General features: G+C 61.1%; 11 protein-coding genes. 6 read left to right on the top strand and 5 right to left on the bottom strand.

What is annotated here, in order from left to right; translation table 11 throughout:
* Nucleotides 1–324 precede the first annotated feature (324 nt).
* Nucleotides 325–1,284, bottom strand: a complete 960-nt coding sequence (gene speB, locus AC0J41_RS11885) for an agmatinase (protein WP_473015671.1) — start codon at nt 1,282–1,284, stop codon at nt 325–327.
* A gap of 16 nt (nt 1,285–1,300) precedes the next feature.
* The gene (locus AC0J41_RS11880) at nt 1,301–2,392 is read right to left on the bottom strand and encodes a polyamine ABC transporter substrate-binding protein (RefSeq protein WP_473015670.1); all 1,092 of its coding nucleotides are present in this window, start codon (nt 2,390–2,392) and stop codon (nt 1,301–1,303) included.
* Nucleotides 2,393–2,491: 99 nt separating this feature from the next.
* On the opposite strand from AC0J41_RS11880, the gene AC0J41_RS11875 reads away from it, so the two are divergent.
* The 3 genes from AC0J41_RS11875 to AC0J41_RS11865 all read left to right on the top strand — a co-directional run bounded on the left by AC0J41_RS11875 (nt 2,492) and on the right by AC0J41_RS11865 (nt 5,592).
* Nucleotides 2,492–3,388 carry a LysR family transcriptional regulator gene (locus AC0J41_RS11875; RefSeq protein WP_473015669.1) on the top strand — a complete coding sequence of 299 codons (897 nt, stop codon included), beginning with the start codon at nt 2,492–2,494 and terminating at the stop codon, nt 3,386–3,388.
* A gap of 200 nt (nt 3,389–3,588) precedes the next feature.
* Complete coding sequence (locus AC0J41_RS11870) at nt 3,589–5,055, top strand: nucleobase:cation symporter-2 family protein (protein ID WP_025109965.1); 1,467 nt, start codon at nt 3,589–3,591, stop codon at nt 5,053–5,055.
* A gap of 63 nt (nt 5,056–5,118) precedes the next feature.
* Nucleotides 5,119–5,592: an LEA/WHy family protein gene (locus tag AC0J41_RS11865; RefSeq protein WP_473015668.1), complete on the top strand. Its 474-nt coding sequence runs from the start codon at nt 5,119–5,121 to the stop codon at nt 5,590–5,592.
* A gap of 33 nt (nt 5,593–5,625) precedes the next feature.
* On the opposite strand, the gene AC0J41_RS11860 is transcribed toward AC0J41_RS11865, so the two are convergent.
* Nucleotides 5,626–6,549, bottom strand: a complete 924-nt coding sequence (locus tag AC0J41_RS11860) for a carbon-nitrogen hydrolase family protein (RefSeq protein WP_473015667.1) — start codon at nt 6,547–6,549, stop codon at nt 5,626–5,628.
* Nucleotides 6,550–6,633: 84 nt separating this feature from the next.
* Here AC0J41_RS11860 and AC0J41_RS11855 point away from each other — a divergent pair, with 84 nt between their 5' ends.
* Entirely contained in the window at nt 6,634–7,548 is a 915-nt protein-coding gene (locus AC0J41_RS11855; protein ID WP_473015666.1) for a LysR family transcriptional regulator, read from the top strand.
* A 6-nt stretch (nt 7,549–7,554) separates the two neighbouring features.
* Here AC0J41_RS11855 and AC0J41_RS11850 read toward each other — a convergent pair whose 3' ends face one another.
* Complete coding sequence (locus AC0J41_RS11850) at nt 7,555–7,809, bottom strand: hypothetical protein (protein WP_008088647.1); 255 nt, start codon at nt 7,807–7,809, stop codon at nt 7,555–7,557.
* A gap of 153 nt (nt 7,810–7,962) precedes the next feature.
* Between AC0J41_RS11850 and AC0J41_RS11845 the strand changes: the two genes are divergently transcribed.
* Nucleotides 7,963–8,280, top strand: coding sequence for an ElaB/YgaM/YqjD family protein (locus AC0J41_RS11845; protein ID WP_025109969.1), 318 nt, complete (start codon nt 7,963–7,965; stop codon nt 8,278–8,280).
* A 60-nt stretch (nt 8,281–8,340) separates the two neighbouring features.
* On the opposite strand, the gene AC0J41_RS11840 is transcribed toward AC0J41_RS11845, so the two are convergent.
* Entirely contained in the window at nt 8,341–9,381 is a 1,041-nt protein-coding gene (locus AC0J41_RS11840; RefSeq protein ID WP_473015664.1) for an Ldh family oxidoreductase, read from the bottom strand.
* A 235-nt stretch (nt 9,382–9,616) separates the two neighbouring features.
* On the opposite strand from AC0J41_RS11840, the gene AC0J41_RS11835 reads away from it, so the two are divergent.
* Nucleotides 9,617–14,440 carry a dermonecrotic toxin domain-containing protein gene (locus AC0J41_RS11835; RefSeq protein ID WP_473015663.1) on the top strand — a complete coding sequence of 1,608 codons (4,824 nt, stop codon included), beginning with the start codon at nt 9,617–9,619 and terminating at the stop codon, nt 14,438–14,440.
* The last annotated feature ends 4 nt before the right edge of the window (nt 14,441–14,444 follow it).

The raw sequence follows: 14,444 nt of genomic DNA, 5'->3' as shown, positions 1-14,444 counted from the left end.
TGCCTCGGAGCACAGTACAACAACTGCCTGGAATAGAGATTCTCTGTGGGAGGGGGCTTGCTCCCGAAGGCTGTGGGGCAGCCAGCATCATCGGTGAATGACACTCCGCCTTCGTGAGCAAGCCCACTCCCACAGGGGATTTGTGGTGTGTCAGAGGTCGAGTGTGTGTCTTGTTGCCTCGGAGCACAGTGCTAGAACTGCCTGTAATAGAGATTCTCTGTGGGAGGGGGCTTGCTCCCGAAGGCGGTGGGGCAGCCAGCATCATCGGTGAATGACACACCGCTTTCGTGAGCAAGCCCACTCCCACAGGTTTTTTGTGGTGTTTCAGAGGTCGACTTTGTGTCGGGCGGCATACAGGCAGAGCATTTCCATGGCGAGGGTCGCCGCCGCCAGCGACGTCACCTCCGCATGGTCATAGGCCGGCGCCACTTCCACCACGTCCATCCCCACCAGGTTGATCCCGCGCAAACCGCCGAGTATTTCCAGCGCCTGCGCCGTGCTTAATCCGCCGCACACCGGAGTGCCAGTGCCCGGTGCGAATGCCGGGTCGAGGCAGTCGATATCAAAGGTCAGGTACACCGGGTTGTCACCGACTCGCGCACGAATCGCCTCGACAATCGCCTCACAGCCCCGCCGATGCACCTGGCGTGCGTCGAGTACGGCAAAACCCTGATGATCGTCATTGGTGGTGCGCAATCCGATCTGCACCGAGCGCGATGGATCCACCAGCCCTTCTTTGGCGGCGTGCCAGAACATGGTGCCGTGATCGACGCGCTTGCCGTCCTCGTCCGGCCAGGTGTCGCTGTGCGCGTCGAAGTGGATCAACGACAGCGCACCGTGTTTACGTGCATGGGCCTTGAGCAGCGGATACGTGATGAAGTGGTCGCCGCCAAACGTCAGCATCGCACTGCCGGCATCGAGAATCCGCTCGGCGTGAGCCTCGATGCTTTCCGGGATGGTGTGCGCCGAGCCGTAATCGAAGTCGCAGTCGCCGTAGTCGATCACCGCCAGATGATCGAACGGGTCGAACGCCCACGGCCAGTGCCGTTCCCAGGCAATCGCGGTGGACGCTGCGCGAATCCCCCGTGGCCCGAAACGCGCGCCCGGGCGGTTGCTGGTGGCGGTGTCGAACGGTACGCCGCTGACCGCTACGTCGACGCCGCGCAAATCACGGCTGTAGCGGCGACGCATGAAACTGGTGATCCCGGCGTAGGTGCTTTCGGCGCAAGTGCCGTACAGGCTGTCACGGGTCATGGCTTGGTCGTTGAGCATCGGCACGTCCATTGGTGTGCTCCTCTGGTTATTGATGGCTACGGAAAGTGGTCCACAGGCGCGTACGCTGACGCATGTCCTTGAGGCTCATGCTGCGATCGGCGTACAAGCGGTCGCGCACTTCGGCGGGCGGGTAAATGTCCGGATCGTTGCGCACCGCTTCATCCACCAGCGGCGTCGCGGCCTGGTTGGCGGTGGCGAAAAACAGTGTGTTGGTCAGCTCGGCCACAGACTCGGGGCGCAGCATGAACTCGATGAACGCCCGCGCCGCTTGCGGGTTTGGCGCGTCCTTGGGAATGGCCAGGTTGTCCTGCCAGATCAACGTACCTTCGCGTGGAATTCGGTAAGCGACCTCATAAGGTTTGTTGGCCTTGTGCGCCTGATCGGCAGCCATGCTCACGTCACCGTTGTAGGTCAGCGCCAGGCACACGCTGCCGTTCGCCAGATCGCTGATCTGCCGGCCAGTGGCGACGTACAGCACCGAGGGCTGGAGTTTGTGCAACAACGCTTCAACAGCGGCCAGATCAGTCTTGTCGGTGCTGTAGGGATCTTTGCCCAGATAGTGCAGTGCCAGGCCAATGACCTCCTGCGGCGAGTCGAGCACGGCAATCGCGCAGTCCTTGAGTTTGCTCGCGTACTCGTGCTTGAACAGCAGATCCAGGCTGTTGAGCGGCACGTCCGGCAGGCGACTTTTCACTGCCTCGACGTTAATGCCCAAGCCCAGCGTGCCCCAGGTGTAGGGCACGGCGTAGCGATTGCCGGGATCGACTGCCGTGAGTTTCTGCAGCAGATCGGGATCAAGATTGGTGTAACCCTTGAGGCCTTCATGGGGGATTTCCTTCAGCGCGCCAGCGGCCAACCCTCGGGCCAGAACGCTGGAGGACGGCACGACCACGTCATAGCCGCTGCCACCGGTCAGCAGTTTGGTTTCCAGCACCTCGGACGTGTCAAAGGTGTCGTAACGCACATGAATACCGGTTTCCTGCTCGAAGCGCTGCAGGGTTTGCGCCGGCACGTAATCGGCCCAGCTGTAGAGGTTGAGGGTTTTGTCCTCGGCCTGGGCATGCAGGGCCACGGATAACAACAGCGCGGGAAAACACAGCTTGAACACGGGAGCCATGACGAACACCTGACCGGAGGAAGTGGTTGCAGGATGCGGGCTCGGATACATTGCGGGAATATCAAGTTTGTTAACCTGACTTTATCCAGAGGTAATGTAATGCTCGGTCAACTCCACGATATCGACCTGCAGTTGCTGCGCCTGTTTGTGCAGGTCGTGGAATGTGGCGGCTTCAGTGCCGCACAAGGTGAACTGGGCCTGAGTCAGTCGAGCATCAGCCAGCAAATGGCCAAACTCGAAACGCGCCTCGGCTATCGCCTGTGCAGCCGTGGCAAGGGCGGCTTCAGCGTCACGCCCAAGGGCGAGCAGTTGCTGATTGCGATCCGTACGTTGTTCGAATCCATCGAAACCTTCCGCCATCAATCCAACGGCGTCGCCGGACGGTTGATCGGTGAAGTGCGCCTGGGCTTGTCGGAAGCGCTCGATCAGTCGGTACTGCTGCGGGTCGCGGAGGCAATCCGGCGCTTTCGCGGGCGCGATGAGTCGGTGCGCATCGAGTTGATCAGCGCGATGCCTGGGGAGATGGAGCGCCTGCTGCTGCAACAGCGACTGGACCTGGCCATCGGTTATTTCTCACAAGTACAGAGCGCTTTCGATTACCACGAGCTGTTCAGGGAAACCCAGCATTTGTACTGCGCGCAGGGCCATCCGCTGTTTACCGTCGATACGCCGGACGATGCGGCGCTGCAGGCCTGCGACCGGGTCGATCATCCGTACCGCTTCATGCGCACGGGCGAGCCGTTCGCGGACAAGCGCTTTTCCGCGCGTTCGGAACAGGTCGAGGGCACCCTCGCCTTCATTCTTTCCGGCAAGCACGTCGATTATCTGCCCGATCACTATGCACGGGTCTGGGAGGATAAGGGCCTGCTGCGGGCACTGCGGCCAGGAGCATTGAGCTTCGAGGTGGCATTTCATCTGGCCCGACATCGGGCGCAGGTGCCAGGGGATGCACAGAAGGCGTTTGAAGAGGATTTGCTCAGTGCATTTAATTTATGAGCCAGACTGCTACTTGTGGCGAGGCGGACTTGCTGGCTCACCAGGGCTTTACTTGCATTTGCGATTTTATGCCCAAACCCCTCTCGCCCAATAAAACCTGACCTTTCAGGCAATTTTTGCTCGTTGCCCTCGCCGCCCTCTTCCGGCATCCTGCGCCTCCATTTTCTGACCCGGCCCCGCCTCACGGCGCGCAAAACACCATGACCGCCTCTGAAAAAGTCCCGCGCAACAACGATCTGATCTACGGCCTCAACGACCGTCCACACCTGACTGCCACCGTATTCGCCGCACTGCAGCACGTGCTGGCCAGCTTCGTCGGCATCATCACCCCGACCCTGATCATGGGCGGCGCCCTGGGCCTGCAAAGTGAAATACCGTATCTGATCAGCATGGCGCTGTTCGTCTCGGGGCTGGGCACGTTTGTTCAGGCGCGGCGTTTCGGTCCGGTCGGCTCAGGCTTGTTATGCCTGCAAGGCACCAGTTTTTCCTTCATCAGTGTGATTCTCAGCGCCGGTTTCATGGTCAAGGCCCGGGGCGGCGGCACCGATGAAATCCTCTCGACGATTTTCGGCGTGTGCTTTTTCGCCGCATTCATCGAAGTGGTGTTGAGCCAGTTCATTGGCAAACTGCGCATGCTGATCACCCCGGTGGTCACTGGCACCATCATCACCCTGATGGGCCTGTCGCTGATCAAAGTGGCGATGACCGACATCGCCGGTGGCTTCGGCGCTGCCGATCTGGGCGCGGCCAGCCATGTGTTCCTGGCGGCGCTGGTGCTGGGCACCATCGTTGTGCTGAACCGGGTCGATGTGCCGTTTCTGCGCCTGGGCGCCATCGTCATCGGCCTGACCCTTGGCTATGTGGTCGCGTGGCTGATGGGCACGGTGGATTTCGCCAACCTGCCCGAGGTGCCGCTGGTCAGCGTGCCGGTACCGTTCAAGTACGGTTTCAACTTCGACTGGGTGGCATTCGTGCCGGTGGCGGTGATTTTCCTGGTCTCGCCGCTGGAAGCGGCCGGTGACCTGACCGCCAACTCGATGATCTCGCGGCAACCGGTCAAAGGCCCGCTGTACATCCGCCGGATCAAGTCCGGCCTGCTCGCCGACGGCCTCAACTCGGCCATGGCAGCCGTGTTCAACAGCATGCCGATGGTGACGTTTGCGCAGAACAACGGCGTGATCCAGTTGACCGGCGTTGCCAGCCGCTACGTGGCGTTCTTCATCGCCGGCCTGTTGGTGCTGCTGGGCCTGTTCCCGATGATCGGCGCGGTACTGCAACTGATGCCCAAACCGGTGCTTGGCGGTGCTGAGTTGGTGATGTTCGGCACTGTAGCCGTGGCCGGGATCAAGATTCTCGCCGAGGCTGGGCTGCATCGGCGCAACATGCTGATCGTGGCGATTTCTATCGGCATGGGCTTGGGCATCGCGGCTGTGCCTGAAGTGTTGCGCGAGTTGCCGCAGGCGCTGCGCAACATCTTCGAATCGCCGATCACCGTCGGTGCGTTGTGCGCTATCGTGCTGAATATCTTCCTGCCGGAAGAGTTCATGGAGCTTGAGGAAGACGATTTCGATCCGGAAGCGTCGATTCTGCAGGTCATGGAAAATCCCGATCTGCCGGCCAAAGCTGAACCTGCAACCGCCGCGGCGGTCGCACAGTTGAACCGCTGACGCTGCGCCTTGAACAAAGGGCTGAGCCGGCAACGGTTCGGCCCTTTTTTTGAGAGACTGTTTATGCGCCGCTTCCACGCCGTCATCCTGTCCCTGCTGCTGTTGTCCCTGAGCGCCTGCGCGCTGTTTCCCAACCGAGATCCGGTGAACATCAACGTGGTCGGCCTCGAACCGTTGCCGAGCCAGGATCTGGAAGTGCGCTTCGCGATCAAGTTGCGGGTGCAGAACCCCAACGAAACCGCCATCGATTACACCGGCATCGCCCTCGACCTTGAGGTCAACGGCCATCCTTTGGCCTCGGGCGTGAGTGATCAGGTCGGCTCGATCCCGCGTTTCTCGGAAACCGTGGTCAGCGTGCCGGTCAGTGTTTCCGCGTTCTCGGTGCTGCGCCAGACGCTGGGCCTGAGCCAGACGCAAACCCTCGATAACCTGCCCTACGTGCTGCGCGGCAAACTGGCCGGTGGCTTGTTCGGCACCATGCGATTTGTCGACAGCGGCAAGCTCAGCCTGCCGAGAGCCACTGCTGCGACGTGGTAATCAATTGCACACACATTCCCTGTGGGAGCGGGCTTATGCGGTGAAGCGTACGCCGGGTTTGGCGCGTTCATCGACACTCAACTCAAACACATCAGGCCGCGCATAGTGGCCAACCACGTCATAGTCATATCGCGCCCGAACCAGTTCATCGGTATCGATTTGCGCCGTCAGCAATCCCGCCTCGCCGCGCAAAGGCCCTGCCAGCACATCGCCCATCGGCCCGACAATTACGCTGCCGCCGGCAATCAACGGTCGATCCGCCGGCCAGTTGGCAATCTCCACGCCCAGCGCCTTCGGCGAAGCCTGGACCTGACAGGCGCTGACCACAAAGCAGCGGCCCTCATGGGCGATATGGCGCATGCTGACCTGCCACATCTCACGCTCATCCACCGTCGGCGCGCACCAGACCTCAATGCCCTTGGCGTACATCGCCGTGCGTAGCAGCGGCATCATGTTTTCCCAGCACACCACAGCCCCAAGGCGTCCGACCTGGCTGTCGAGCACCGGCAGCGTCGAGCCATCGCCGTTGCCCCAGATCAGCCGTTCGGTGCCCGTCGGCATCAGTTTGCGGTGCTTGGCCACCAGCCCCGCTTGCGGATCGAAATACAGCGCCGTGCAATACAGTGTGCTGCCGGCGCGCTCGATCACGCCGATTACCAGATTGGCCCCGGTACGCGCCGACAAGCCGGCCAACGCCTCGGTTTCAGCCCCCGGCACATCGATGGCGTTGGCGAAGTAGCGGGCATAGGCCTCGCGCCCCTCGGGCAAGCGATAACCCAGTTGTGTGCCAAAACCTTCGCCTTTCGGGTAGCCGCCCAGCAGCGCTTCAGGCATTACCACCAACGCCGCGCCGGACTCGCTGATCGCGTCTTCCCAACGCAGAATCTGTTCCAGGGTTTCACCTTTGCCACCGGGCAAGGCGCCAATCTGCAGGGCGGCAACAATTGATTTGGGCATCGCGGTCACTCCATCGGGTTCAAGTGTTGCCGATTCTGCGGCGGCGCGGGATCATGAATAAAGACCGATTCACTGCTGAATGATATGAGCCTTATGAATATCGCGACCGTTGACCTCAACCTGCTGAAAGTCTTCGAAGCCCTGCATGAAGAGTCCGGCGCCAGTCGTGCGGCGCTGCGGCTGGGCGTGACGCAATCGGCGGTCAGCGCGGCGTTGCGCCGGTTGCGCGAGGTGTATGGCGATCAGTTGTTCGTGCGCACCGGTCGCGGACTGGCGCCGACGCTCAAGGCCAATCAACTGAAACCGGTGGTCAGCGAGGCCTTGAATAAATGCCGCCAGAGCCTGGCGATGGTCGACCCGGCGGCGCATCAGTACGAGGGCCGCTCGGTGACGGTGGGCCTGTCGGATGATTTTGAAATCGCTTATGGCCGACGCCTGATCGAAGAAATTGCCCGCAGCGCGCCGAAGCTGCGGCTGATCTTCCGCCAGACCCACAGTCAGATCGTCGCCCGCGCGCTGATGGAACGCAGCATCGACCTGGCGATCACCGCCGGCGGGTTTGCCGAACGCCTGCTCAGCCGCCAGGTGTTGGGCGAAGGGGATTATGCGTGCCTGGTCGACCCGGGCAGCCTGGCCGCCGGGCAACAATCGATCGATCTACAGGCGTTTGTTGCCCGCGAACACATTCTGGTGTCCTCGGGCGGCTTTATCGGCATCACCGATGAGGGCTTGGCAACACTGGGCCTGAGCCGCCGGGTCTGCGCCTCGACCACGCACTTTGCCGCGTTGCCGCATCTGCTCAAGGGCAGCAGCGCGGTGGCAACCATCCCGACGCATGCCGCCCAGGCCATCGCGGCCCTCAGCGGACTGGTCTTGCTGCCCTGCCCGCTGGCCTTGCCGCGTTACCCGATCGAACTGGGCTGGCGCACCAGCACGCAGGTCGATCCGCTGGTGATCAAGGTGCGTGAGGCCATTGTGGCGGCGTTTAGCACGCCGTAAGTGCGTTTACTTGTTGGCCGCCATCAGCCGGTTGACTTCACTGCGCACCATATTGGCAAATTCCGGCGGCGACATGCCGTCGAGTTCCGAGCGCACCCACTCGGCCCATTTGCCCTTGCGCTTGCCGCGCTCGCCGAACAACCGCGCGGCTTCGCCTTTGGCTTTGCCCAGATTGTTCTGCCAGAGTTCGAACAGACGGGATTTCTCGTCTTCCAGCGCAGCGCGCTCGGCAAGGGATTTGTCGGCCAAATTGAAACTCATGGGGAAATACCTGCTGCGTAAAATGGCGACATCTTACACGCTCGACAGAAATCTCCTGCGCAGGTTTTTGTTCCGTACCTAAAATCAGTGCAACTTTTCAGACAACGCCACACTCCATTGTTCACTGTCCATTCACCTGCAAGGAGTCACCCAATGGCCCGCAAATCCACCGTGCAAGCCGCCGAAGACCAAATCAAGGATCAGGCATTCAGCGAACTTCAGGCTCTGATCGAAGAGTCCGACAAACTGCTCAAGAGCAGCGCCTCACTGGTCGGCGAAGAAGCGGAGACCCTGCGCGGGCAAATCGCCCTGAAGCTGCAACAGGCGCTGGATTCGGTTTCCAGCGTACGCGACCGCACCAAACCGGCAGTGGATGCCACCGAAAACTACATCGGCGGCCATCCTTGGCAAACCGTCGCGATCTCCGCGGGTTTTGGCCTGGTGGTCGGTTTGTTGCTCGGTCGCCGCTGAAGTCGTTACGCACAAAAAAGGCGAGCCACCCGGCTCGCCTTTTTCATGTCCTGCATAAACTCAGCCGGCGGCCAGTTCGCGCAACTGGCCCAGCGTCTGTTCATCGAGCACGATCCCCTCTGCCAGCGATCTGGCCCGCTGCAAGTGTCGGCGATCGCCCGGCAAACGCTTGAGTCCGACGCCGTGCATCTGGCGCACCAGCTCCTGACTGCGCTCGGCAAAACTCTGCCCGGCGGCCTTGCTCGGGTCGATGACAATCAGCAATTGCCCGGTCCACGGGGTCTTGGCGCCGGGATGATTCGACCAGTCGAACTCAAAGGAAAAATTGCCACCCGTGAGCGCAGCGGCCAACAGTTCGACCATCATCGACAGCGCCGAGCCCTTATGCCCGCCGAACGGCAACAGCGCGCCGCCCTCAAGGATGGCTTTCGGGTCCTGCGTTGCCTGGCCGAGGCTGTCCACGCCCATTCCGGCTGCCAGCCGTTCGCCCTTGCGCGCCGCAATCTGCACGTCGCCGTGGGCAATGGCGCTGGTCGCCAGATCGAACACAATCGGCGCGCCACCGAGCCGAGGGGCGGCGAAGGCAATCGGGTTGGTGCCGAACAACGGCCGGTCGGCGCCGTGGGGCACCACGCAGGTCATGCTGTTGACCACGCTCAACGCCACCAGCCCTTCATCGGCGAAGGGTTCGACGTCCGGCCACAAAGCGGCGAAGTGATGAGAATTACGGATCGCCAGCACGGCAATCCCGGCGTTACGAGCTTTCTCCACCAACAACGACCGGGCGGCTGCCAGCGCTGGCTGGGCGAAACCGTTGCCGGCATCGACGCGCACAAATCCGGGGGCCACATCTTCTACCTGTGGCACCGCCTGACCGTTGACCCAGCCACTGTTGAGGGTCGACACATACCCGGGAATCCGGAACACACCATGGCTGTGCGCACCGTCACGTTCGGCTCCGGCACAGTTGGCGGCGAGTGAGCGGGCGACCTCGGCGGAGGTGCCATGACGCAGAAAAATCGTTTCGAGCAGTTGCGTCAACGCCTCGAGTGACAACGATGGCGAGACAGCAGAAGACACATGATCGTGTGGCGCAGACATCTGAAGCTCCAGACTAATTATTGGAGGGAACAACAGCGTGTGAACGACTTGCCCGTCGATTAACCACGTCAGGCCCGGGTGCTGTCAACCGTTGCGGTGATCGCGCGCCGTTGCACAGACACACTGCGACGCTTTGCGTGCGGTAACTATGTACCACCCTTGCGCCTCTTCCGGTTCTTAGTCTGTCGTCTCCATCCACCGGCGAGTTCGTCCGCGCCCTGACAGAGACCCGAAAATGTCTGTGCCCGTCCCCCCACTGCTGTTCCCACAAATCCTCGATGCGCCCGGATTGTGGAGGTCGCTTGGCAACATCCACGGTCTGTCGATCAAGGATTTTGACTGGCTGGCCCATGTGCGACTCGCAACCGCAGCACTGCGTCACCAGCAAACGCCGCCGCTGGTTGCCCACCGCGTGTTGCTGAACACCGAAGAACCCCTGGCCATAATCCTGGCGGGTAGCTTCATTCTCAGCAGCACCCCTGATGACCGGGCGTTTCTGCTCTACACACCCTTCGACGGGCTGAAGAAGTTCGACAGCCTCGCCACGTTGACCCGCCACCTGGAGCAGCGGCTTGAGGACGCGGATGAAGACGACCGGCTGCTGGCATTGCTTGCAGTCTCGCAACGCAAACATCTGCTGGAGAAACGCGGCATCCGCGTGACCTTCCAATTCATCGAGGGCGACATATTCGACGATCAGAAAGCCGCCATCGAGCACTGCCGGCAACTCAACGTCCAGGCCATGCTCGACGAGTTGGTGCAGCTGCCCGAACTCGACATATTGCTCGGGGAGATTCTCAATGATCAGCTCATCGGGGCCATGCCCGGGGTCAATCAGGCCCTGACCAGGGTCGGTTTCTATGCTGCATTGGCACCAGACGATGAACTGGCACAAGCCAGCCGTCCGGGACGCTGGCTCGATGCAATGACGTTGGGCAATGCGGTGCTGCTGCACTATCGACATTCCGGCTGGCCGGGCGCGCAGTCGCGCGTCTACTCCCACCCGCGCAAGCCTTCGCTGGCCGGTGACCAGGATCATTGGGACGCGGCAGTAAAAACCGTGTCTGGCCAGTTGCTCGTGCGGCTATACGAACGAATGGAGACCTATTGGAATGCGGTATGCGCCGACGGCACCTCACGGCGGGAGTTTTTCTGTCGGGTGCTGCGCGAACAGGCCCTGGCCGACATCCTGCTCAAACGTGAAGCCCGGATCATCGACGCCGACAAATGCGACAACGTGCTGGCCTGGATCGACCCGCACGGCACCTCCGGACGACGAGGCGCTCTAGGAGCCGTACACCTGTGGCAATACCCGCCCAACCACGTCGAACTGGCCGGCTCGCTGATGCTCAATCACACCGATGCCTGCCTGTACACACCCTCTCAGGGGTTGCAGGTACTCGAGGACTACAAGGACCTCAAGGACACGCTGCTGAGCAAATTCCACACGACCGGCCACGACGATGAACTGTACGGCCTGTTGAGCCTTGAAGAGCGCCAGCGATTCATCGGGTTCGATCAACCGCATGTCTCGGGCGAACCGCTCGGCGGCGAGATCTTCAAGGGGCTGATGGAGGCCATCATCACCAAGCAACGCAAGAACATCGAGTATGTCCTGCAGGTGTTCCGCCACAGCGACGGAGCAATCAATATCGCCGCCCTGTTCGACAAGGCACTGGATATTCGTTCGATGCTCCACGAACAACTCCTCAAACTCGATACCGGGGGGCGCTGGAGTACCCGGCTGGCAATCACTGGCAGCCAGCTACCCTCAATGCTGCTGGCGGATGTCGCTGCCACGCAAATCAGGTTGTTCAACAGCGTGCTGCCGCCGATCGCCGAAGAGTTCGCGGCGCAGCCAATCACCAGCGCGGTGCAACAGCGCAGCCATCTGCAAGGTATCCTGGCCAAACTGGCGCATTCGTTTTATGTGGGTGTTACGGGTGAAGCGCGACTGCGTGTCCTCGGCGGCAGCCAGCGGCTTGCCGAACAAGCGATCGTCGACACGGTATTCAACGCCAATCGACCGGACCAGCAGCGCCGTAACGGGCTCAACGGCTTCCGGCCAGATGCCTGGTCTCTGACTGTGCAGACCACGGGACAGGACGCCGAACTACCGTTGGCCAACTGCGTCCTGTTGACAGAGCGCGGCGGACTGGATGCACAGCACTCAGGGCGCACAGTGTTGTGGTCGCCAGCCATGGGGCTGGAAGTATTCGCTTCCATCGACAGCGCCCGGCAGGTGTTGAACCAGCGCCTGTGCCAGCCTGACAAGCGCCTGGCACTGTTGGAAAACCTCTCACCGTTGATCGACGGATTTCATCAGCGGTACACGTTGGGGCCTCTGCACCTGATCAACGACAACGTACTGCAAAACCGCACGCAATCGGCCATCGAGCACTTTCTCCAGCGTTGCGAGCGGGTGCGCAACCTGAAGCTCACAACACCCCGCGAGGAACAAGCCCTCAGAGCGCTGAGCGGACAACTGATCAACGTCAATCTGCGGCGAGCGATCGCTCTGGCCAGGGCACTCAACACGCAGCAGACGCTGCCCACCTGGCTAGGCATGGCCACACTCGACGAACAGCAATTGCACCTTGAACTGCTCGAGCAATGGCGCCACAGCGCCAGCGATGGCAAGGATTACCTGCATGGCTTGCCGACCTTGCGCGAGTACATCCATCGCCGACTCAAGAGCCTGCTGAGCAGCCGTTTCCAGGCCCCGGAACTTGACCCGGAACACATCGAAATCACCCCGCTGCGGGCCCTCGCCGGCCCGGCCGTGAACCTGGTCGACTTCGCTCTGATCCATCCCCATATCGCTGAGCAAACCCGCTTCAAGATCACCTCGGGCAGCGCGCAGATGCTGCCGGCCGGACTCGACCAGCAGGCGATACGCAGCCTGCTGCTGTCTCTGGATATTGGCGCTTTCGCCGATGCGATTTACACCACCTTGACCCACAATGACGCCAACGCTGCGCAGCGCAAGCAACGATTCATCCGCCAGTTACCCTGGCAACTGCTGCAACATGCCCATCAGCTCAAACTGCAACAGCATCTTTCGAGCAAGGCTTTCGATCTGTTGACCCAGGTGCTGGACATGCCCGATGCGCTCGCCCGTGCGACAGTGGCGGGCGCGAACGCCATGATCAGACCGGTAAAGTTGATCAAGACCGCAGGCGCTGCTGCGATCAAGGCGCTTGGGCTGTATCTGATCGGCCCGGCGTCCGGACATGCCGGGCCACAGGTGCTTTATTCGCCGTATCACGGTGAACGCGTGTTCAGCGAATTCGAGAACGATGCTGCCGTCATCGCCGCCTTCAACCTGCCAGGTGCCTTGCAAGACTCGCTGCTGCGGCGCTTGCCGCAGAATCAACAATCGAGCTTTGCAGCGCTGTTCAAGGCCAGCGCCGGCCAGACGAGCGAAATGACGCTGGCCTCCTCTGCATTCACTGGCAATGCGCTTGAATACCTTTTCAATGAAAGCCTGCCGCTGCTGAAACGATTGCTCGGCAGTCATGCGATACCTTCGGCCCATGCGGACTGGGAGGCGGTGAAAACCCTGTTCAGTCAAGGCATCCAGCTGATCCGCGGACTGCTCCCGGGCAAACTGGCCTATGCGCAGTTTCTCTGGCAAAGCTACAAGGACTTCCTCGACTCTGCCGAAGCGCTGCAGGACCATCACTGGACGCGCGCGCTGGCAACCTTCATCGCCGGCGGCGTAGAGATGATCTCGCTGGGGCGCTTGTCACTGGAGTCAAAGCTGGTGCCGCAGGTTGCACCTGAGCAAACACCGCTTGCGCCTCCTGTCAGTGCTCCTCACTGGACCGAGATCCAACCAACGGCCCCAGCCCGGACGATATTGCAGACGTTCGAAACGCCGACAATTGCCTTGCAGGACCTGACCCCGAATCCGGCCGATGGCACTTATCAGGACGTGGCGAATAACACCCGCTACGCCGCCGTCGCCGGCAAAGTCTATCCGGTGGAGCGGCCCGGTGCGGTCTGGCGTATCAAGGGGGCCGATCAGGCCGGGCCGGTGTTGCAGCACACTGCGTCTGGGCTACTGGTTCTCGACCCGGATCAGCATACGGTCCATTTCGGCAAGGCGCTGTCGACTATGCACAACCGCCTTGCCAACGACCGGGAAACCAGGCTCTGGTTGAACATCGAAGCCCAAGGCATGACCGAAATTCGCGCCCGGCACCCGGAAAAGGCCCGTGCCCTGGAGCAGGCAGTCGATCTGGCCCGCTACTACGCCTTTAACAGTCTGCACAACCTGGCCCAACTGAAGAACCATGCCCCCGGCACTCGGCTGGATAGCTTCCTCAAGGGGTTTTTTGACGTATCGCGAATCGACGCCAATGTGCTTGCGAAAATAAAACAGGCCATCGTGCCCATCTGCAAAGCCTTGGTAGATCCGACTGAAGACCTGATGAACACCGAACGCTTCGTCGTCGGTTCGAACAAACACCGACAGACCCGCCTGATCGCCTTTGTGCTGGATGACGACTCACGCCGCAAAGTGCATTTCACCGAGAACTTCTTCAATCAAGGACTCGACTGGTACAGCGACGGTCTGACCGAGCCGTTCAATGTTCAGGGCCACGCCCAGGCGTTGACGCTGATCCACGAGTTCGCGCATCAGTTTGGCAAGGCAGTGGACATTGCTTCGCTGGAGGCCCGGCGTCCGTTTACCGATCTGATTGCAACGGTGACCGGTTACGGTGCAGCCATGAAAGAAAGCCAGAAACGCTTTCAACGTGAAGCACTGTCGCTCGCAACCCCCCGCGAAGAACTGTTCGCAGTCTGGAGCCACGCACTGCGCGAATGGATGAGCGTGGACTCGATTCCCGGGTTGTCTCACGTCGGCAAGGAAATCCTCAAGGCCACCGCCAGCACGACCATGGAGGAGGCGCGAAGGGCATTCCTGAACCCGCGCAACGCTGACGCACGCATCGACACGATCTTGCGCAATGCCGACTCGATTGCTTTCCTGATCTGTGAAATGGGTCGACAACTCGACCCGCTCACTCAGCCTGTTGAAGAGCTCAGTTGAGCAA

The sequence above is a fragment of the Pseudomonas sp. Arb-4-2C genome (genome assembly GCF_055755015.1).
The sequence above is the reverse complement of the archived record's forward strand: the minus strand, read 5'-3'. Positions and strand labels throughout refer to the sequence as shown.

What these genes read in the sequence shown, in the direction of transcription:
- speB (WP_473015671.1), bottom strand. Translation starts at nt 1,284, where the DNA reads ATGGACGTGCCGATGCTCAACGACCAAGCCATGACCCGTGACAGCCTG.
- AC0J41_RS11880 (WP_473015670.1), bottom strand. Translation starts at nt 2,392, where the DNA reads ATGGCTCCCGTGTTCAAGCTGTGTTTTCCCGCGCTGTTGTTATCCGTG.
- AC0J41_RS11875 (WP_473015669.1), top strand. Translation starts at nt 2,492, where the DNA reads ATGCTCGGTCAACTCCACGATATCGACCTGCAGTTGCTGCGCCTGTTT.
- AC0J41_RS11870 (WP_025109965.1), top strand. Translation starts at nt 3,589, where the DNA reads ATGACCGCCTCTGAAAAAGTCCCGCGCAACAACGATCTGATCTACGGC.
- AC0J41_RS11865 (WP_473015668.1), top strand. Translation starts at nt 5,119, where the DNA reads ATGCGCCGCTTCCACGCCGTCATCCTGTCCCTGCTGCTGTTGTCCCTG.
- AC0J41_RS11860 (WP_473015667.1), bottom strand. Translation starts at nt 6,549, where the DNA reads ATGCCCAAATCAATTGTTGCCGCCCTGCAGATTGGCGCCTTGCCCGGT.
- AC0J41_RS11855 (WP_473015666.1), top strand. Translation starts at nt 6,634, where the DNA reads ATGAGCCTTATGAATATCGCGACCGTTGACCTCAACCTGCTGAAAGTC.
- AC0J41_RS11850 (WP_008088647.1), bottom strand. Translation starts at nt 7,809, where the DNA reads ATGAGTTTCAATTTGGCCGACAAATCCCTTGCCGAGCGCGCTGCGCTG.
- AC0J41_RS11845 (WP_025109969.1), top strand. Translation starts at nt 7,963, where the DNA reads ATGGCCCGCAAATCCACCGTGCAAGCCGCCGAAGACCAAATCAAGGAT.
- AC0J41_RS11840 (WP_473015664.1), bottom strand. Translation starts at nt 9,381, where the DNA reads ATGTCTGCGCCACACGATCATGTGTCTTCTGCTGTCTCGCCATCGTTG.
- AC0J41_RS11835 (WP_473015663.1), top strand. Translation starts at nt 9,617, where the DNA reads ATGTCTGTGCCCGTCCCCCCACTGCTGTTCCCACAAATCCTCGATGCG.